The sequence below is a fragment of the Glaciimonas sp. Gout2 genome, assembly GCF_035018905.1.
Classification (GTDB): Bacteria; Pseudomonadota; Gammaproteobacteria; order Burkholderiales; family Burkholderiaceae_D; genus Glaciimonas.
Map to the genome: position 1 here is coordinate 1 of NZ_JASJXA010000032.1, position 17496 is coordinate 17496.

General features: G+C 51.5%; 22 protein-coding genes and 1 pseudogene. 13 read left to right on the forward strand and 10 right to left on the reverse strand.

Annotated elements, in window-relative coordinates; all coding sequences use genetic code 11:
* Positions 1 to 160: 160 nt before the first annotated feature.
* Positions 161 to 1912 (reverse strand): retron Ec67 family RNA-directed DNA polymerase/endonuclease, encoded by a 1752-nt coding sequence (locus tag QN379_RS17975; RefSeq protein WP_323507225.1) that lies wholly within the window; start codon positions 1910 to 1912, stop codon positions 161 to 163.
* A 413-nt stretch (positions 1913 to 2325) separates the two neighbouring features.
* Between QN379_RS17975 and QN379_RS17980 the strand changes: the two genes are divergently transcribed.
* Positions 2326 to 3756 (forward strand): ATP-binding protein, encoded by a 1431-nt coding sequence (locus QN379_RS17980; RefSeq protein WP_323507226.1) that lies wholly within the window; start codon positions 2326 to 2328, stop codon positions 3754 to 3756.
* 1213 nt (positions 3757 to 4969) lie between these two features.
* Here QN379_RS17980 and QN379_RS17985 read toward each other — a convergent pair.
* The 5 genes from QN379_RS17985 to QN379_RS18005 form a co-directional block, all read right to left on the reverse strand.
* On the reverse strand, positions 4970 to 5554 hold the full coding sequence (locus tag QN379_RS17985; RefSeq protein WP_323507227.1) for a chemotaxis protein CheB: 585 nt from the start codon (positions 5552 to 5554) through the stop codon (positions 4970 to 4972).
* Positions 5555 to 5855: 301 nt separating this feature from the next.
* Positions 5856 to 6074, reverse strand: a complete 219-nt coding sequence (locus tag QN379_RS17990; protein WP_322236798.1) for a hypothetical protein — start codon at positions 6072 to 6074, stop codon at positions 5856 to 5858.
* A gap of 328 nt (positions 6075 to 6402) precedes the next feature.
* Positions 6403 to 6618 (reverse strand): hypothetical protein, encoded by a 216-nt coding sequence (locus tag QN379_RS17995; RefSeq protein ID WP_323507228.1) that lies wholly within the window; start codon positions 6616 to 6618, stop codon positions 6403 to 6405.
* A complete protein-coding gene (locus QN379_RS18000) occupies positions 6615 to 7727 on the reverse strand; it encodes a phage portal protein (protein WP_323507229.1) in 1113 nt (370 codons plus the stop codon). The genes QN379_RS17995 and QN379_RS18000 overlap by 4 nt, the downstream gene beginning before the upstream one ends.
* Positions 7724 to 9511, reverse strand: a complete 1788-nt coding sequence (locus QN379_RS18005; protein ID WP_323507230.1) for a terminase ATPase subunit family protein — start codon at positions 9509 to 9511, stop codon at positions 7724 to 7726. Before QN379_RS18005 ends, QN379_RS18000 begins: the two co-directional genes overlap by 4 nt.
* 144 nt (positions 9512 to 9655) lie before the next feature.
* Between QN379_RS18005 and QN379_RS18010 the strand changes: the two genes are divergently transcribed.
* From QN379_RS18010 to QN379_RS18065, 12 genes are all read left to right on the forward strand, one after another.
* A complete protein-coding gene (locus QN379_RS18010; RefSeq protein ID WP_323507231.1) occupies positions 9656 to 10492 on the forward strand; it encodes a GPO family capsid scaffolding protein in 837 nt (278 codons plus the stop codon).
* Between the two features lie 62 nt (positions 10493 to 10554).
* Positions 10555 to 11589 (forward strand): phage major capsid protein, P2 family, encoded by a 1035-nt coding sequence (locus QN379_RS18015; protein WP_323507232.1) that lies wholly within the window; start codon positions 10555 to 10557, stop codon positions 11587 to 11589.
* Between the two features lie 2 nt (positions 11590 to 11591).
* Positions 11592 to 12314 (forward strand): phage terminase small subunit, encoded by a 723-nt coding sequence (gene gpM / locus QN379_RS18020; RefSeq protein ID WP_323507233.1) that lies wholly within the window; start codon positions 11592 to 11594, stop codon positions 12312 to 12314.
* A 124-nt stretch (positions 12315 to 12438) separates the two neighbouring features.
* On the forward strand, positions 12439 to 12906 hold the full coding sequence (locus QN379_RS18025; protein ID WP_322236785.1) for a head completion/stabilization protein: 468 nt from the start codon (positions 12439 to 12441) through the stop codon (positions 12904 to 12906).
* A gap of 11 nt (positions 12907 to 12917) precedes the next feature.
* The gene (locus QN379_RS18030) at positions 12918 to 13127 is read left to right on the forward strand and encodes a tail protein X (RefSeq protein ID WP_322236783.1); all 210 of its coding nucleotides are present in this window, start codon (positions 12918 to 12920) and stop codon (positions 13125 to 13127) included.
* Between the two features lie 26 nt (positions 13128 to 13153).
* The gene (locus QN379_RS18035; protein WP_323507234.1) at positions 13154 to 13510 is read left to right on the forward strand and encodes a putative holin; all 357 of its coding nucleotides are present in this window, start codon (positions 13154 to 13156) and stop codon (positions 13508 to 13510) included.
* The gene (locus QN379_RS18040) at positions 13503 to 13796 is read left to right on the forward strand and encodes a phage holin family protein (RefSeq protein ID WP_323507235.1); all 294 of its coding nucleotides are present in this window, start codon (positions 13503 to 13505) and stop codon (positions 13794 to 13796) included. Before QN379_RS18035 ends, QN379_RS18040 begins: the two co-directional genes overlap by 8 nt.
* Complete coding sequence (locus QN379_RS18045; protein WP_323507236.1) at positions 13780 to 14247, forward strand: D-Ala-D-Ala carboxypeptidase family metallohydrolase; 468 nt, start codon at positions 13780 to 13782, stop codon at positions 14245 to 14247. The genes QN379_RS18040 and QN379_RS18045 overlap by 17 nt, the downstream gene beginning before the upstream one ends.
* Positions 14238 to 14657 carry a hypothetical protein gene (locus tag QN379_RS18050; RefSeq protein WP_323507273.1) on the forward strand — a complete coding sequence of 140 codons (420 nt, stop codon included), beginning with the start codon at positions 14238 to 14240 and terminating at the stop codon, positions 14655 to 14657. The genes QN379_RS18045 and QN379_RS18050 overlap by 10 nt, the downstream gene beginning before the upstream one ends.
* A complete protein-coding gene (gene lysC / locus QN379_RS18055; RefSeq protein WP_323507272.1) occupies positions 14551 to 14772 on the forward strand; it encodes an Rz1-like lysis system protein LysC in 222 nt (73 codons plus the stop codon). The genes QN379_RS18050 and lysC overlap by 107 nt, the downstream gene beginning before the upstream one ends.
* Positions 14753 to 15241: a phage tail protein gene (locus QN379_RS18060; RefSeq protein ID WP_323507237.1), complete on the forward strand. Its 489-nt coding sequence runs from the start codon at positions 14753 to 14755 to the stop codon at positions 15239 to 15241. Before lysC ends, QN379_RS18060 begins: the two co-directional genes overlap by 20 nt.
* Positions 15238 to 15702, forward strand: a complete 465-nt coding sequence (locus tag QN379_RS18065; protein WP_323507238.1) for a phage virion morphogenesis protein — start codon at positions 15238 to 15240, stop codon at positions 15700 to 15702. The genes QN379_RS18060 and QN379_RS18065 overlap by 4 nt, the downstream gene beginning before the upstream one ends.
* A 6-nt stretch (positions 15703 to 15708) precedes the next feature.
* On the opposite strand, the gene QN379_RS18070 is transcribed toward QN379_RS18065, so the two are convergent.
* From QN379_RS18070 to QN379_RS18085, 4 genes and pseudogenes are all read right to left on the reverse strand, one after another.
* The gene (locus QN379_RS18070) at positions 15709 to 16101 is read right to left on the reverse strand and encodes a helix-turn-helix domain-containing protein (protein ID WP_323507239.1); all 393 of its coding nucleotides are present in this window, start codon (positions 16099 to 16101) and stop codon (positions 15709 to 15711) included.
* The gene (locus QN379_RS18075) at positions 16088 to 16426 is read right to left on the reverse strand and encodes a transcriptional regulator (RefSeq protein WP_323507240.1); all 339 of its coding nucleotides are present in this window, start codon (positions 16424 to 16426) and stop codon (positions 16088 to 16090) included. The genes QN379_RS18070 and QN379_RS18075 overlap by 14 nt, the downstream gene beginning before the upstream one ends.
* A gap of 28 nt (positions 16427 to 16454) precedes the next feature.
* Positions 16455 to 17263, reverse strand: a pseudogene (locus tag QN379_RS18080) (DNA adenine methylase).
* Positions 17211 to 17435 (reverse strand): Com family DNA-binding transcriptional regulator, encoded by a 225-nt coding sequence (locus QN379_RS18085; protein ID WP_323507241.1) that lies wholly within the window; start codon positions 17433 to 17435, stop codon positions 17211 to 17213. The pseudogene QN379_RS18080 and the gene QN379_RS18085 overlap by 53 nt, the downstream one beginning before the upstream one ends.
* Positions 17436 to 17496 lie beyond the last annotated feature (61 nt).

The window sequence follows — 17496 nt, forward strand, 5'->3', positions numbered from 1 at the left end:
AATATCCTATAAATCAATAACTTAGATTACAAAATACTCCGCAATCAAGGATATATAAGGTGCTTAGAAGTCAATGTCTACACGGCACCATTTTATTTGCGGAGCAAGTCCTCACCGCTAAACTTACCTCTACTTTTAACGCAGCTTAATAATTAAAAGTTTACGGTTTTGGTGACGTTTTGAGTCTTTTCTGATAATCGTCGATCACTTCGATCATTCTATCTAGGATAGGCGTAAAGTTATTGAAGTTGATTATATTTGCGTTTTTAGCTACAACATTGATGGCAAACGCTGACTTTCCATAATGAGTTGGGTTTTCCATATCATTACGACGACTAAATTCTTTACCGTTAAGTTTCGTTGCCAAGATAGTTTTATCAAAAAAATCCTCAATGGCTGTTTGTTCGCGTTGAGGGCCGAAAGGAGTCGGGATCACGTAAAGGTTATCGAAAACATGGATAAAGTTTGCTCTCCCTGCTGGCTTAGTTTTTTTTGTAATGCCAGCAATGGCTCCATAAATGCTGTCTGCGCCAGAGTCATTATCAATAATAACGATAACCGGATGCTTCGGAGCAGGTGCCTTGAACTTCGTTTTCACGTCTTCGTGATAGTTTTTCAAAAGTTTGCATATGCCGCCAACACCTCCCGTAAGCTCAGTAATCTGACTTATTCGTCGGTCAGCATACTTTAAGAATTGCACCTTAAGTTGCGGGATCTTGCCTGGCACTATCAATTTAGGGTACGAAGGAGCCAGGCTTTTGATGGCGCATCTCAGGTACACATTATCCGTCTTTCCTTCACAAACAATGATTGGCTCATCTGCGGCATAAAACGCGTCAAAATAAAGGAAACGTCTGAAAAGTGTGATGCGACCTGTTGTTGAATCCGGCTCTAATTTATTGTCTTCACGAAGTTTTTTGTTAAATCGATCAACTTGGTCAATATAAGAAAGCATTCCAAGAAGCTGGTTCCGTTTACCTTTTGATCTGTAGACGGATTCATTTCCGGAAATGTCCCGCTTTTTATTGATGAATTCAAACTCCCCCGTATTGAAAAGGGCATGAGCCATTGCACGAACTCTGTTGCGATAAGTCGCAGGAACGTTCACCTTGCGATTTACAGTAAGTCCGGTAACTTCTTGACGCGAATCTTGGTATTGCATTCGAGTCTTTCGGTCGTTAAAGCTAAATCCACTCCTCGCAACAATTTTCTCTAGACTACGACCGGGCATCCATTTATCTCCGCCAGCCGGTATCGCGATCAGACTTGAAAAAATTGGCTTATTCGTACTAAATGTTAAGTCGTCCGCATATCGAGTGTATGTCAATCCCTCACTGAGGGCTAGACGCACAAGGGGAATGTCCATCGTATGCCCGATTAAATTTGATATCACTGGCGAACAAGGACTTCCTTGCGGCAGTTTGTTTTCATGGCAAGCGATTTGTGCGATGACCGTCGCTACATTGGGGTGCAAATTAAAATTTTTGTCCTTCATGAAAAAGCCACGCACTCGACCAAAATTCATACTACCGAAAAAGTCATGCAAGTCCACGTTAAAAACGTAACGACGAGCAACGTGTGGCCGTCCATTCGTCATAATCGTGTGATATCGCTTGAAACCGTGGGCTATACCTAGATTTTTTTCGTTCTCAACATGTCCGTGCGTTACGTTTATCTCGCTGATACACTCTTGAAGAAGGATCGATAATCGATGTTGTAGCAGTTTGAGATTTCGTTCCGGTGCGTGAATTTCCCGTACGCCGCCATGTCGCTTAGGGATGTCGAATTTTTGATAGAGATCCAGCTTGGGTTTCTTGAAAAGTAGAAACGACAACATCCTCGCTGAGATTTTTAGGAGAGGCGCTATTTCTGATAATGACGTTGCTTCTTGTAAATTTCTTAGACTTGGCATGGGTCGCAAACTGAGGAAGGGATTCGCGGATACTCCTATGCGTTCACCGTGAGCTCATCGTCACCGTATAGAGGGATACCGAGGGCATATCCCAGAACATTTTTCTCACATGCCATGATACATGGCAAAAAATCTATCCGCGAATCGATATTGACTTTAACACATTAACAATATTGTTTTGAGAATACTTCTATCTAGCAACGGATGCCATGGAAAAAGCATCATGTCAGCAAAAATCTTAACTTGTCACCATTTACCTTGTCATAACTCATAATTGCTATTACCTCCCCTATATAATGGGATCACTTTAGACGTAGCCTCTCTCTATCACACCAGAAAAACGACATCCCGCTTTTTCCCATATAAATCAATAACTTACTATAACCATGAGCAAACATTGGATAGCACAAGCAGTGTCTCTGCTCAAAACAAGTCGGCAGCCGGTCCCTCATGAAATCAATGAGCTTGACTGGAAAATTAACCTATCAGATAACAAAGACCGGTTAACCGAACATCTGATTGCTTTTACTAACCATCCGAATGGTGGCTATCTAATCTATGGGATTGCCGACACTGGGGCCAGGATGATAGGTGTTGATCAAACTCAGGTCGAAAGTATCATCTCTCGGTTAACCAACTTGGGTCGCGACGCAATCGAGCCTCCTCTCATATTGGATCATGCCGTCGTTGAATATGATGGGGTTCCCTTGCTTTTTGTCTATATTCGCGAACAGACGATCAAGCCAGCACACCGTAAAGGAAAGAGCATCGAAGAGGCTTGGATACGCTCCGGGGGAACGACCAGAAAGGCTTCGCGAGCGGAGGTCGGCTCGCTCATGCTAAATAGCCATGCTCCTCGCTGGGAAGAGCTGCGAGCCACTTCCCTTTTGTCTGCCGATGAAGTCCTTGCTCGCCTTGACTTGGGGGTTATCTCCAAGCTTCTACAACGTCCTTTACCCGGCGACATTAGTGAGTTGATGCACTGGCTGGCAGACGAAAAGATGATTGTGCTCGACGGCAACGGTTACTACATCACGAACCTCGGCGGTATTGCAGCGGCTCGCGAGTTAAATCAATTTGACTTCCTGAGTCGGAAGCCTATACGAGTTATCCGTTATCGCGGCACCAACAAGGTTGATACCATTGATGAGATGCTGGGAAACAAAGGATATGCCGTCGGTTTTGAGGGATTGATTGGCTATCTCAAACGGATGTTGCCACATTCCGAGGTTATTCAGCAGTCGCTCCGGGAGCAGGTAAGTGTCTACCCAGAAATCGCGCTACGAGAACTTATCGCCAACGCCTTGATTCATCAAGATTTTAGTGTAACGGGGGCTGGTCCGATTATCGAAATATACGATGATCGAATTACCTTTATTAATCCTGGCTCGTTACTCCCCAGTAAGCGGCTTGACCGCTTAATTGGTACCACGCCTGAGTCACGTAACGAACTACTCGCGTCGAAATTCCGCTTGTACCGTATTTGTGAGGAAAGGGGTACTGGATTCCAAAAAGTAATATCTGCCGTGGAGCTATTCGGGATGCCACCGGTTTTATTCACACCATTGGAAAACGCATTTCAGGTCACCCTATACGCACCTAGACAATTCGCTGAAATGGGACAAAGCGAACGAATCGAAGCTTGCTATCAACATGCCGTCTTACAGTATGTTTCTAGTCAAACACTGACCAACACCACGCTGCGAACCCGCTTCAAAGTAAGTGAGCGGCAACGTAATCAAATCACCAACCTGATTGCGGATGCAGTCGACGCCGGGCGCATCAAGCGTAAGGACGCTACCAGTGGTAATAAATTTGCTGAATATGTACCCTATTGGGCTTAAAAAAAGAGCATGGCATTTTGATATTTCCATGTAATAAAAATATCGATGTGATCACCCAACTTTTATCCTTCCAGGTGCATCAGAGCGCATTACCCTGATGCAGGATCAATCCCTCCACGCCCCGCTCAGGGCGGGGCTGTGGCGGCGTTGCACGGTGCACTAATACCGGTGCGTTTAACAAAGCCCGCAGGCGTGGTGGGTAGTGCGCGGCGCAGGTACTGGTTGATAAGTGATAAATGGTATTAAAAATGCAACTAAATATATGGAGTAAAAAGAGCGTTCACTGCGGAGGGGGTGGCATGATCGGCGTGCCCATTCCTTTTAGAGTTATCGGAGGACGGAGAGTATCCGTTCCGACAAGCTGGCATGCCGTCATTTATCCAATGAATTGTGCTACGATATACGAAACCTCCCTGAATTTAATCCGATAAGGACTGAAGTCATATTGTCACGACCTAGCGCTCCTTAAGATCGCACACTATTCATGAAATATAATAAATCCGCCTTGGTAGTAAACTCAGGCGACAGCGTCGACGATAAAGCCTCCTTTAACCCCGGACACCTTCTAGATGTGTTACTCGAGATACTCCATTTAAAAAACGACGCAGCGTTGTGTCGCGTACTGTGTGTCAGCCCGCCATTGATAAGTAAAATCCGGAATGGAAGTTTGCAAATTAGCGCAGCATCACTAATCCGTATGCACGAAGAAACTGGGCTAACAGTCGGCGAATTAAGGGGGTTAATGGGCGACCATAGAAAAAATTTCGGTGTCAGCGACTAGAATTCCCGGACTAGAGCCCCATTCAAAAAGAACGCGATTTACCTTTAAATAGAACCAAAAAGATTTCCTGAAAGAACTATTTCCGCATATTCTTTTTCAAAATCATCCCTAGATTCCACGTCACAAAAGCGCCCAGGAAAAACCAACGGCTCATCACAAAAACAGCATTGACTGTCTGGTGCAATGATTTGTCTTTGACGTGCTGCCGCCAAGGAGTGTTGTATGGCCAGCGCGATCACCTGATCGACCGGTTAAATCCACCATCGGTTTCTGCCCTTCAGTAGGGCAGAAATAATTCGATTCAATAACATTATCTTAGTCCCCTGATGTCATCCGCTTTTCAATGTCCGACATTAAAAAAATACATCAACGGCATCCAACATCTTCGCTGTAAACCATCCCGCAATTTCGCTGGCAGCATAATTGCAAGGCTTACGCAGTCCCGTATAGCTTTGGCTGGACAAATTGTACGACGGCATTTGCCATGTCCGCCATCTTCATGACGCCATCTACGGCAACGCGTTCGATCGCGTTACTCGGCATAGAACGATAAGGTGCCTCATCTAGCGACTGGACTAACGCAATCCCGCCATGCTTTTTGATTACCTCCAGTCCGGCAGTTCCATCATCCAGAGCGCCCGACAGCACAATTCCGATTACTCTAGACCCGTAACATGTCGCGGCCGAACGAAACAACACATCAATACAGGGACGTGAGAACTTTTCTTTGCAAGCACACGACAATAGAATTCGGCCATTTTCTACTAAAAGATGCTTGCCAGCTGTTGGCAGATAGATATATCCATTGATGACGGGATCACCATTAACAGGATGTATTGCAGGAAGGGAACCAGTGCGGTTAAGTATCTCTCCCAAAAAACTACGCATATTCGACGGTATGTGCGTAACGATAAGCAAAGCTGCCGGTAGCGTTGACGGCAGGCCGGCTATGAGAATTTTCAATCCCCTCAGACTGCCAGCCGATCCACCAATTACTACTATGTCTCGTCGGGTCATCAACTTTCCTTCATTGCTAACATGGAGGTATCGCCATAACAAGGGCAGCTTATTAAATCGACCCGGCATCATGTTGAAATAATTTGAGCGATATATTAAACAAAGCTTCATCGCATAAAATTATCCATAATTTTAATAATTTAAAATATATACCCACTGAAAGCGCCTTGGTGCCATCGAAGAATAAAATATATTCACCAATCAACAAGAAAGCCATCACTTTGATAAGAATCCCTACTAACATCGACAGGTGACCTCAACAATCTCCTAAACATTATTAAAAAGTCAGTATCAAGCCCGGTCAGTGGGAGGTATGCTTTGTAAGCATCTTAAACATTTGATTTTTCCCGTCGGATGTAGCCGCTTTAGCCGAACCAAACGAAAGAGCCGAAAGCTCTTTCGTTTGAATATTTTGGCCCCCTCGATGTTCAGTAATTACAATTTGCCAAGAAAAACCTGGGGCTCCACGGATAATTTTCAAGGTAAGCAGGTAATTTTCATCGCCACGAATGAATGACATCTTGCCCTCCAAAAACACGATTGAGAAAAAATTTTAGGATCAGATCAGACGAAATCAGGGACGGGATAATGTGCTAGCCGGGGTAAATTGATGGCAGGATTTCGCTTCCACGAACGAGGACGGAATGTGCGTCGATAAATTTTGGGTGCATGTGCTAGTACAAAATTCTGTCACATAAAAGTTTTTCGTACAAGTAATAAATTACTGAGTAAAATCGATGAAGTCGGCGCAACATAACTGCGCCACAACCGTTTTTAGTATGTTGCATTCACCGCTTGAATCCCCCATTGCAGACATTCATCCGTTATACAATCAACGCTGATATCCCTCAAAAGCACTTCCCTGCCCGTACCAATGCGGCCTGTTCTCCATCGTAATCATCCCGACAATCCACGTCACAAAATCGCCCTGGAAAAACCACCGGCTCGTCACAAAAGCAGCAATGACCATCTGGTGCAACGATTTGTTGTTGACGTGTTGCCGCCAGCGAATGCTGTATGGCCAGCGCGATAACCCGATCGGCACGGTCTGCGATGTCGCTCATGCTGATGTCCTTTCGGTAGTCTTCACGTCACCGGTGACCAGTACATAGTCGTCAAACTTCACGACCTCTTGTCCGGCCCAATCATTGATGGCTAAAAACTGCGATTGCAGCGGGACCAGTTCATTGCGGGCGAACACCCGCGCTGCCGGTTCGACGGCTCCGAAGCCGCCGGTGTTATTGGGCATGATGCCGAGCAACTGGGGCGGCACGCGGTGTGCAGCCAGCACGTCGTCGCGGGTCACGCCTTTGATGTTGAAGAATTCATCCTTCGCCGCCACGTCCGAGACCGGCAGAATCTGAATGCCGTCTTTCTTCCCATTCGGTGCATACATGAACAGGTTGCGGAAATTGCCCGGCCCCTTGCTGTCACGCATGGCCTGGCGCAGGTTGTCCACGTCGGCGTTGTTTGCGGCCGCGTCGGTCATGTAAAAGATGAATCCGGCGTGGGAACCGTTCTTGTAATACTTGCGCCGAAATAAGGTCGCTGCTTCGTTGAGCCACGCCGACTGCAATGCACTCAGATATTGCGGCACGCCGTAGACTTCCTGATTCACGTCGGGGTCCATCAGGTGACACAGTGAGCCGGTGCGAAACGCATACTCTTCCTGCCAGCCGCGCACGAAATAATACTGGTCCAGATCGCGCCCGCGCCGCACGTACTTGGCTAACGCATGCGCCAGCGCCAACAGCTTGCCGCTGCGGCTGACCCGTTTCTCCAGGTACGCATTGCCAAAGGTTAAAAAATCCAGCGTCAGCCGTTTGAACGCATCGCGTGACAGTAGAGGTGTCGGCACAAACGTCGAGGTCAGGATGTTGGCTTTGAAGTAGATCGCGCTGCTGTGGTGGACGCTGGAGTTAAACGATTTTGTCAACCCGGCATAATTGACAGGTGGCTCATACCAGCGCCCGTTCGACCAGCATTCCAAACTATCGAGGATCTCGGCGTGATCGAGTACCGGCGTCGGATCGCCAAACGTGAAGGCTTCGAAGCCTGCCGCGGCGTTTGCTGCCTTGTCGCTCGTCGTCGGGATTGCGGTGGTAGCGAGGTCGGTGGCGGTAGCCGTGGCCATGTTGTTGGCACGGGATCGTGCCTGTTGCTTATTGCTCATGAGGTATAAATCTCCATAAAGGATTGGGTATTGGAATGACCGCCTTCAAACGGCTCGTGGTCGAGTGCGTGCATACACGCCCACGCCAGATCGGCATGGCCGGTGGCATCGGTGCGACTTGCTTCGTAGGTAGCTTGCCGACCGCTGGCGGTGAGCGTTTTATGGATCGACATAAAGGCCTGCGCGATATCGATCGATCCGGCGTCGAATTCGAGCCGGGCTTTGCTGATGATGTTTTTAGCTTTGAGGACCATCCGGGTTTTGACTTCGAGCGAATAGGTAATGGCGGTCGCGGCCGGGAAGAACTGGCGCACCAGCGGAAAGACGCCAATGCCCATGCCGGTGGTATCGATGCCGATATATTCGACGTTATAACGGAGCGTCATTTGCCGTATGGCCTCGGCCTGCGCTTCGAAATCCATATCACGCCACTGATGCCGCTCCAGGATGCGGAACTTGCCACCAGCAACCAAGGGCGGGGCCAGCACTACGCACCCGGCACTGTCGCCCGTCAATGACGGGTCGTAGCCGATCCAGACTGCCCGGTTGCCGAAGGGCCGGTTTGCAAAGACTTTGAAATCGGACCACTCGACCCAGGTATCGACCATGCAGCGCTGTAACTCCATCAGCGGAAAGATCGACTGGGTATCGTCGATAAAATTGCACATCAGCAGGTTTTCGAACTGGTCGGGGCTATATTCGAAATTGCGCAATTCGTCGATATCGAACAGATTGCAGCCACCGCGCTCGGCGTCCAGAATGGTGACGATCTGGCGCCAGATTTTGTCCTCGCCAGTGAAGCCCGCCGCCAACCGTTTGTGCGACAGATCGATGGCGATCTGATTGGCCACAGCGCGGCGTTTATTGAACCCGTCGCCGCTCCAGAACGGATAGGCCTGATGGGTAATCGACGACGGTGTCGAAAAGTAGGTCTTGCGCCATTGCTTATGCAGCGCCATGCCGGAGGCGACTTTGTTCAACTCGGCAAAGTTATGCGTCCAGAAAAACTCATCGAAATAAAAGTTGCCGTGATAGCCCTGTGCGGTGCGCGCATTGGTGCCGAGGAAATACAGGTGCGCGCCGTTCGGTAACACAATCGGGTCACCACTCAACTCCACCCCAGCGGCGTCCTTGGCGAATTGAATAATGTATTGCTTAAAGACATGGGCCTGTGCTTTGGACGCCGATAAAAAAATCTGATTGCGCCCGGTCTCAATCGCATCGGCCAGCGCCTCGCGGGCAAAATACCAGGTCGCCCCGATCTGCCGCGATTTGAGAATCACCCGCGTACGCTGGTCACTGTTGCGGTGCCAGACCTTTTGATAATCAAACAGGGAATCCTGAAAGGCGTCCAGCAACTGGATGCGCTGTTCGTCGCTGAATTCATTGCGGATCGGCTTTTTCTTCGGTCCCGCGTTCCGGTTCGCCAGCTTCGGATTGAGATCCACTTCATTGCCGCCGGGTGCTTCATAACGGCGCACGCGGGCAGTCTGCACCACCTGACGCATTAATAAATCGATCTCTTTAAAATCACCGCCGGATTTGCCGTCTTTGCCGATCAGCTGCACTAAGCGGGCGTCCAGTGCCGCTTCCACCTTTTCCAATACGGGCGCACTGTCCCAGCTATCGCGCTGCTTCCAGCTTTCGACCGTGGAACGTTTCAGTTTCAGGTAATCGGCGACGGCCGAAATTTGCCATCCCTGCCAATATAAAAATTTGGCGAGTCGGCGCGGATCCGTTTTGGGATCAGTTTCAGTGAGGGAGAGAGGGGCGATTTCTGACATGCCGCAAGCGTAGGGGTCACGCGCGCGTAATGCTTCTACCAGAGCGCCACTAAGCGCCTTACTAACCCCCTGCAGATTGAATCAGGGCGCGCTGTCGTTGACCATGGCGACATCTGACCACTTTTACGCTGACCAGCGCACACCATGCCTACTAAATCCACATTTTTCCGTGTCGCCATCGAAGGTGCCACCACCGACGGGCGCGAGATCACGCGCCAGCAAATTGCGCAAATGGCGAAGACCTTTAATCCCGACAAATACGGAGCACGAATCTGGATGGAGCATATCCGCAGTGCGCTACCCGATAGTCCGTTTCGTGCCTACGGTGACGTGACCGCCGTCAAAGCCGAAGAAATTCAACTCGATGGCGTGACCAAACTGGCGCTATTTGCGCAGATCGACCCGACCCCGTCGCTGGTGGCCATGAGCAAAGAACGGCAAAAGATTTACACCAGCATTGAGATCAATCCCACCTTTGCTGGCAGCAATGAGGCTTATCTGGTGGGTCTTGGCATCACCGATAGTCCGGCCAGTCTCGGGACCAGCGTCCTGACGTTCGCTTCCACCAGCGCCATTAACCTGTTCGCAGAACGCAAACAACATGCCGATAACGTATTTTCTGAAGCGGTCGAAGTCACGCTCGAATTTGAAGAGAGCGCCAATCCGGTACCCAGTAAATTTACGACGACCATCAACAATATCCTGAAACGTTTTACCCAAAAAGAAAACGGGGACGATGCCCGTTTTAACGATGTCAGCGAAGCCTTAGAAGCCGTCGCGCTGCATGCCAGCGACACGGCGCAATCGTTCACCACCCAATTCACCGCCGCACAAAAGCAGATTGCCGCACTGCAAGAGGAACTGGCGGGCGTAACGTGCGCGTTCGACACGTTCAAACAGCAGATGGAGTCCCAGGACGGTAACCCCTCCAAACGGCCAGCCGCGACCGGTGGCAGCGGCATGGACCAGACCGAGTTTTAAGCGCGCATCGCTAGTGAACGCAAGGTTCCCTTTAAACAAACATTATTGCCGGAGTGTATAAAATGAAAAAAATTACCCGCGTTGCCTTTGACCATTACACCGCCCGCCTGCAAGTATTAAACGACACGGCCAGCGCTGCATCGACCTTTGCCGTCGCCCCGACCATCCAGCAAAAGTTGGAAACCAAGATGCAGGAGTCGAGCGAATTTTTAACCAAAATCAACATCATTGGTGTGACCGAACAGGAAGGAGAAAAGCTGGGTCTCGGCATCTCCGGACCGGTGGCCAGCCGCACCAATACCGCCAATAAAGACCGCCAGACCCGCGACCTGACCACGCTCGACGGTCATAAATACCGCTGCGAAAAGACCAACTTTGACACCCACATCAAGTATCAAACGCTGGATGCATGGGCCAAGTTTGCCGACTTCCAGAGTCGCATTGCCAACGTGATCCTGACCCGTCAGGCGCTCGACCGCATGGTCATCGGCTTTAATGGCGTGAGCATCGCCGCGGACACCGATATCGTCACGTATCCGATGCTGCAGGATGTCAATAAAGGTTGGCTGCAGCACTACCGCGAACAGGCACCGGAACGCGTCATGCAGGAAGGCAACACGCCAGGCAAGCTGTACATCGGCAGCAACGCCGAGATTACCGGCGATTATGTCAATCTGGATGCCGCCGTGTATGACGCGATCAATCTGCTTGATCCGTGGTATCAGAAAGATAATGGCTTAGTGGCTATCGTCGGTCGATCGCTGTTACACGACAAATATTTTCCACTGATCAACATTAATCAGGCTCCGACCGAAACACTCGCCGCCGATATCATCGTCAGCCAGAAGCGTCTCGGTGGCTTGCAGGCAGTCAGCGTCCCATATTTCCCGGACAACGCGATTCTGATCACCCGTTTTGATAACCTGTCGATCTACTGGCAAGAGTCGGCCCGCCGCCGCCGTGTAGTCGACGAAGCCAAGCGCGACCGCATCGAAAACTACGAATCGTCGAATGACGCGTATGTCGTCGAAGATTTTGGCCTCGGTGCGATGATAGAAAACATTGTGCTGGTTGACGCCACGACGCCGAAAGCATAACCATGGGCCACCTTTCCCCCGCATTGCGACACAAGGCCAGGGCGCTGGCCGCGAAAGCGGCAGCCAACTCTCCGGAAGGGCAACTGACCGCAGGCAGCGCCTATGAATTGATGCTCTACAAGCTGGCCGAAGATCGCCGTCGCCTCAAACAGATCCAGTCGGTCAAGCAAAAGATTGCCCTGAAGGCCGAGATCCTGCCCGAATATCAGGACTGGATCGACGGGGTATTAAGCGCGGGGAAAGGCGCACAGGATGACGTACTGACGACCTTGTTAGTCTGGCACATCGATGTCGGCGACTATGCGCAGGCGTTACGCATTGCCGCCTATGCCATCACCCATGCGCTGACCTTACCGGATCAGTACAACCGCGATATTCCGACCCTGCTGATGGACGAGTTTGCGGAGGCGGCCCTATCCGGCCAGATGACACCCGCTGTCGGCCGCACCATCTTGCCCGAAGTCATGACGCAGACCGAACGCCTCGATGCGCCGGATCAGGCGCGGGCCAAATTGCATAAAGCACTGGCCTATGCGCTGCTGGACAAAAGTGCCATCGCCGCCGATAACGTCGCCGATGCCGCACCAGCGGCGATCCATCTGGCCTTGCCGCACCTGACCCGCGCCCTCGCACTTGACAGCCGAGTCGGCGTTAAAAAAGATATTGAACGCCTGACCTGTCGTCTCAAAAAGACCACCGCCACACTGGCAAAGGGTAAGGCGTAATCCCAAGCACCCAACGGCGCACGGCGGCGCGGGTCGATGAGTTGCACATTGATGTGACAGCTCTGACTCCCGCCCACCGCCGTCTATTTTGAAAGTGATCATGAGCTTTATCGCCAGGTCCCCCATGCCCTTGACCACCAACGAGACCACGGATCCGACTATCGTCGAAAACGACGGATGGTTTCCGGCTATCGATCTGCATCACATGCGGGACGCGATGCGGCTCGACGGCACGGTCACCACGCCGCGCTTAGTCCAGGCCGTGGCCGAAGCGATCCTATACGTGAATGGTGAACTGGACGCATGGCAGGACGAACAGCTAGAGAACGGCTTCAGCACCTTGGAAGTTGTCCCCGCTAAAAAGATCAACCGTGAAAGTAAGTTATTGATTCATTACCGGCGTGCCGTCTACAGCATCGCCAAAGCCGACCTATTGGAAAAATACCGAGATTACGACACCACCGCGTCATCCATGGCCGACAAGAAATCCATGGGGTATTTGGACGACGGTCCCGGTGAACAACGGCGTAACGCGCACTGGGCGATTGCCGACATCTTGCAACGGCATCATTTAACGGTCGAGTTGATTTAACAAGGATAACCATGCTGGTCCGCGCTCAACAATACGACACGCTTGATTTGCTGTGCTGGCGGCATCTGGGCGCAACCGCCAGCGTGGTCGAAGCCGTGCTGGAAATGAATCCCGGTCTGGCCGACGGCGGACCGTTTATTGCCCACGGTCGGCTCATCACCTTACCGGAACCTGCTGCTACCGCCACACCTCCCCGCCAGACCATCAGTCTGTGGGATTAACTTGTGATTTTTAAGGGAGAAACACTATGGCCGAACCTGGCAGTACCTCTTTATTCATCACCACCGCCGCAGGCATCGGTCTGTCCTCGATCTTTCCGGGGATCGATGGCAATGCCTTGATCGGTGCCTTTGCCGGTGCCACCTTGGTGGCTATTACCAGCAAGAATTTGCCGCTGTTGCAGCGACTGGTCTACATGGTCATTTCGCTGGCGATTGGTTATCTGGCCGCGCCGGAAGTCATGAACAACACACCACTCAAACAATCCGGTGTCGCCGCTTTCTTAGCTTCGGCAGCAGTGATTGCGCTGACCTTACACGGTATCGATTTAATCAAATCCATTGCGTTGCCAGAATGGTTACGCAAAGGAGGACGCCATGATTGATACCGTGCAACAAGTCGTGACTGCTATCGCGTTGTGCTGCTATCTCGCGGCGTGCGGGCAACTGCTGTGCTACCGGCGCGGTCTGGCGAACTACCGGATCCACCTGTCGTCGCTGGCATGGTTGCTGATTGCCCTGACCGGTAGTTGTGCCCTGGATATTCTGCTCGGGCACGCGCCGGTGTCATTGGCGCAAGCCGGACTGGCGCTTGCCTTATGCATCATCGTGTGCCGTGCCAGGGGCAATGTCGCCCACCTTTTGAAAGATCCGTATGGCTATCTCGACTGACCACCTCACTGAACACTTTACGCTGACAGAATTCGTGCGCAGCGACACCGCCCGCACCCTCGGCATCGACAACACGCCACCACCAGCCATCACCGTGAACCTACGGCGTCTGGCCAAGTTTGATGAACTGGTCCGGCTCGAACTGGGCGGTGCAGCGATGCGCATTTCGAGCGGGTTTCGTTGTTCCTCATTGAACCGGGCGGTCGGCGGCGCACGCAACAGTGCGCACCTCGACGGGTTAGCCAATGATTTTACGGCAGGCGAATTCGGCACACCGATGGCGATCTGTCGCAAGCTCGAACACTCCTATTTACAGTTCGATCAACTGATCTACGAACGCGCCGGATCCGCAATCTGGGTCCATCTGGGTATCGCGGCCGAAGGGGTTACACCACGGCGTCAGGTATTGACCATCGATCACAAAGGGACACGGGCCGGGTTATGGAGCTGATCGTTAAAATCCTCGTTGGGGTGTTGTTAATGGGTAGCATGGCAACCGTCATTGTTAGTCAACGCGCCAGCCTGATCACCGTCAAGGAACAGGCCACTCGCGCCGAGCAAGGGAGGGATGAGCGGGACCGCATCATCGCTACTTTACAAGCCGCCGACGTCAAACAGCGTCAGGCAACTATCAAACTACAAGCGGCGCGGGCCAGCATGGCCGTCACATTGTCCGAACGTGAAACCCTGATCGAGCAACTCCATCATGACCTCTCCATTCGCCCTTGGGCTGTTACTCCTTTGCCTGACGCTATTGCCCGGCTGCGCAAGCGTGGGTCCCTCACCGGTGCCGACGCTTATCGTCAATGGCTGTCCGCCAGTCACCCGCTGCCAGTTACCAGCAACGGCACCGACCACTAACGGCGCATTGCACCTTACCCTCGAACGCACCGAGGCTGCATGGGCCATGTGTGCGGCACAGGTCGACATGATCGTTGCATGCCAACAGGAAGAACATGATGCTCAAGCCCACTAGCCTGCAAAACCATCTGATCGCGGCCAATCCGGATTTGCGTCAGAACCCCGACAAGCTGCTGGTGTTCGCCGACGAGGGTAACGTGGTCGCTACCGGATCCGCATCGCTCTCGTTTGAATACCGCTACAAGCTCAACATCATCCTCACCGATTACAGCGGCGATCCGGATGCGATCATGGTGCCGTTGCTGGCATGGATTGCGCTGCATCAAAGTGACTTACTGAATAATCCGACGTTACGACAAACCGGCATTGGTTTTGAGGTGGATTTTAATAATCATGAAACGATTGATCTGTCGATCAAGCTGGACCTGACCGAATGCGTGATCGTCAAGCGCGATGGCGGCAGGCTCACTATCCGTCATCCACTGGAGGTACAACCAACGCCCGTTTATACCGATGATTTCTGGACTCTTTATCAAGGCGAGTCGTTACTCGCCGAATGGCATACTCCGGTAAATCCGTCATGAGCGACGACCTGCAGGGGATTGAAGAATGGGCCGGTGCGCTGTTATTAAGACTTGTACCGGCCCAACGCCGTGCCGTCAATAAGCAGGTCGCGCAGGACTTACGTCGCAGTCAGGTGAAACGCATTGCCAGCCAACAAACACCGGATGGCGAGGCCTATACGGCGCGCAAACAACGCAAGAACCTACGGGGAAAAAGCGGTCGCATTAAACGCCAAAAGGCCGCGATGTTTGCGAAGATACGCAAACAAAAAAGCCTCACAATTCAGCAGGATGAAAATCAATTATCGGTGGGCTTCTTTGGACGCGTGGCGCGCATTGCACGGGTGCATCAGGAGGGATTGATAGACAAGGTATCAAAGAAAGGGCCGGAAGTCCGCTATGCGGCCCGGCCTTTATTGGGATTTAGTGCTGAGGATCACACGTTGATTCGTGAATCTTTACTCAAACATTTGACGCCATAGCATCGATTAGTCTAGCGATACTTCACGCAACAATTCAGGATGACGGCTAGCTATTTTTAGCAACGTTTGGGCGGGGCCGGAAGGAGATTTACGGCCTTGCTCCCACTCTTGCAGCGTTCGCACTGAAACACCGATAGCTTTCGCAAATTCAGCCTGGGACATACCGGAACCTGCACGGGCCGCCATCAACTCCCACTTCGGTCCCGTCAAGACCTCATCTTTTTCGATAGTGCCATCCGAGCGCACGATCACACGTCGCATCGATCCATCCGGCAACGCTTCGAATGTGGTTTTTCGCGCCCACTTGCCACCACGTAATTCTTGCACCGCTTGTAACAGTTCAGCGCCGATGTCACGTTGCGCATCCCGCGCCATTAATGCCTTCTCAGTCAGTTTCATCGAGAATCTCCTTCAATTGTTTAAAAATATGGCCGGGGATGGAAGCGCGATTGCTCTTTGCATAAATCACCAGCATTAAAATTTGTCCCGCTCGAGTACGTGCGTAATAACAGACCCTCACACCGCCAGACTTACCTGCGCCTGCACGTGCCCAGCGTACTTTGCGAACGCCCCCTGAACCGCGAACAACATCCCCAGCCTCATGATTATCAGAAAGATATTCCTGTAACTCTTTATATTCGTCATCATTAAGGTAATCATAGACGTTGGAGGAAAATAGGGTTGATTCAATAAATTCATATCGCATGCGGTTAATATACGCCATAAGCGTACATTACGCAAATGATCGGATGTCAGAACAATCCCACAACCGTGGCACTATCCCAATTCGTAATCACCAGTTCCCGACTACTCCCCGGCTGGCCGTGCACGCTGCCCAAGCTATATTTGATATCCAACCCCATCATCGTAAAGCCGTCAAACACCGCCCGGATATCCGGATGATCGTTAATGCTGACCATCACTTTTCCCTTACAGCTGCGCATAAAATCCGCCATCTGCTGATACTCGTGGAAACCAAAGTCGACGCCATACCCTTCAGTTTGCCAGTACGGTGGATCCAGATAAAAGAATGAATGCGGCCGGTCATAGCGCGTCATGCATTCCAGCCACGGTAGATTCTCGACATAGGTCCCGGCCAGTCGCACCTGCGCAGCGCGTAGATTATCTTCAATGCGACACAGATTAATCTCGGGACCGGTGGTGGCGGTACCGAAACTTTGTCCAGTGACCTTGCCGCTAAAGGCATGCTGTTGCAGATAATAAAATCGCGCAGCCCGTTGGATGTCGGTCAGCGTCTCGGGACGCACCGACTGGTGTGCCTTAAAAATTGTCCGGCTGGTCATCGGCTAGGCGCCCCCGCCCAGTCGAACTGCCGCACAAACTCGGTCATGTGATGCTGAACGACCCGGTATAAATTCACCAGTTCGCCATTGATATCGTTGATGACTTCGGTGCGCGCCGGTACCGGTCGCAGGAAATACAGCGCTGCACCACCGCAAAACACTTCGACATAGCAGTCATGCGGGGGAAACAACGGAATGAGTTTGTCAGCCAGTCGGCGTTTGCCGCCCAGCCACGGAATGATCGGTGTGCCATCCATGGGGAGATTCTTTATCGGACGCTCGTTGGCATGCTGGTACGGAGCGCGTGGCTCTCAAGGAAGGGATCGTAAAGTGGTTTAACGTGCCGCAACGCGGACATTTAATGGCAAGAGAAATATATTCTCCCTCGCCGAGTTTGCGAGCACAATGCCCGCAGCGAATCGTGTTCATTTGGGTAAACCTGCGAAATATGCTAGCCTTGCGCCGCCTGTACAGGTGCGCGGCCTTGGCT

Bases quoted from the DNA above. Each gene is read 5' to 3' on its own strand.
- QN379_RS17975 (WP_323507225.1), bottom strand. From the start codon at position 1,912: ATGCCAAGTCTAAGAAATTTACAAGAAGCAACGTCATTATCAGAAATA.
- QN379_RS18015 (WP_323507232.1), top strand. From the start codon at position 10,555: ATGAAAAAAATTACCCGCGTTGCCTTTGACCATTACACCGCCCGCCTG.
- QN379_RS18065 (WP_323507238.1), top strand. From the start codon at position 15,238: ATGAGCGACGACCTGCAGGGGATTGAAGAATGGGCCGGTGCGCTGTTA.
- QN379_RS18060 (WP_323507237.1), top strand. From the start codon at position 14,753: ATGATGCTCAAGCCCACTAGCCTGCAAAACCATCTGATCGCGGCCAAT.
- QN379_RS17995 (WP_323507228.1), bottom strand. From the start codon at position 6,618: ATGAGCGACATCGCAGACCGTGCCGATCGGGTTATCGCGCTGGCCATA.
- QN379_RS18075 (WP_323507240.1), bottom strand. From the start codon at position 16,426: ATGGCGTATATTAACCGCATGCGATATGAATTTATTGAATCAACCCTA.
- QN379_RS18050 (WP_323507273.1), top strand. From the start codon at position 14,238: ATGGAGCTGATCGTTAAAATCCTCGTTGGGGTGTTGTTAATGGGTAGC.
- QN379_RS18030 (WP_322236783.1), top strand. From the start codon at position 12,918: ATGCTGGTCCGCGCTCAACAATACGACACGCTTGATTTGCTGTGCTGG.
- QN379_RS17985 (WP_323507227.1), bottom strand. From the start codon at position 5,554: ATGACCCGACGAGACATAGTAGTAATTGGTGGATCGGCTGGCAGTCTG.
- QN379_RS18005 (WP_323507230.1), bottom strand. From the start codon at position 9,511: ATGTCAGAAATCGCCCCTCTCTCCCTCACTGAAACTGATCCCAAAACG.
- QN379_RS18040 (WP_323507235.1), top strand. From the start codon at position 13,503: ATGATTGATACCGTGCAACAAGTCGTGACTGCTATCGCGTTGTGCTGC.
- QN379_RS18025 (WP_322236785.1), top strand. From the start codon at position 12,439: ATGCCCTTGACCACCAACGAGACCACGGATCCGACTATCGTCGAAAAC.
- QN379_RS18000 (WP_323507229.1), bottom strand. From the start codon at position 7,727: ATGAGCAATAAGCAACAGGCACGATCCCGTGCCAACAACATGGCCACG.
- QN379_RS18045 (WP_323507236.1), top strand. From the start codon at position 13,780: ATGGCTATCTCGACTGACCACCTCACTGAACACTTTACGCTGACAGAA.
- QN379_RS18070 (WP_323507239.1), bottom strand. From the start codon at position 16,101: ATGAAACTGACTGAGAAGGCATTAATGGCGCGGGATGCGCAACGTGAC.
- QN379_RS18010 (WP_323507231.1), top strand. From the start codon at position 9,656: ATGCCTACTAAATCCACATTTTTCCGTGTCGCCATCGAAGGTGCCACC.
- QN379_RS18085 (WP_323507241.1), bottom strand. From the start codon at position 17,435: ATGAACACGATTCGCTGCGGGCATTGTGCTCGCAAACTCGGCGAGGGA.
- QN379_RS17990 (WP_322236798.1), bottom strand. From the start codon at position 6,074: ATGTCATTCATTCGTGGCGATGAAAATTACCTGCTTACCTTGAAAATT.
- gpM (WP_323507233.1), top strand. From the start codon at position 11,592: ATGGGCCACCTTTCCCCCGCATTGCGACACAAGGCCAGGGCGCTGGCC.
- QN379_RS18035 (WP_323507234.1), top strand. From the start codon at position 13,154: ATGGCCGAACCTGGCAGTACCTCTTTATTCATCACCACCGCCGCAGGC.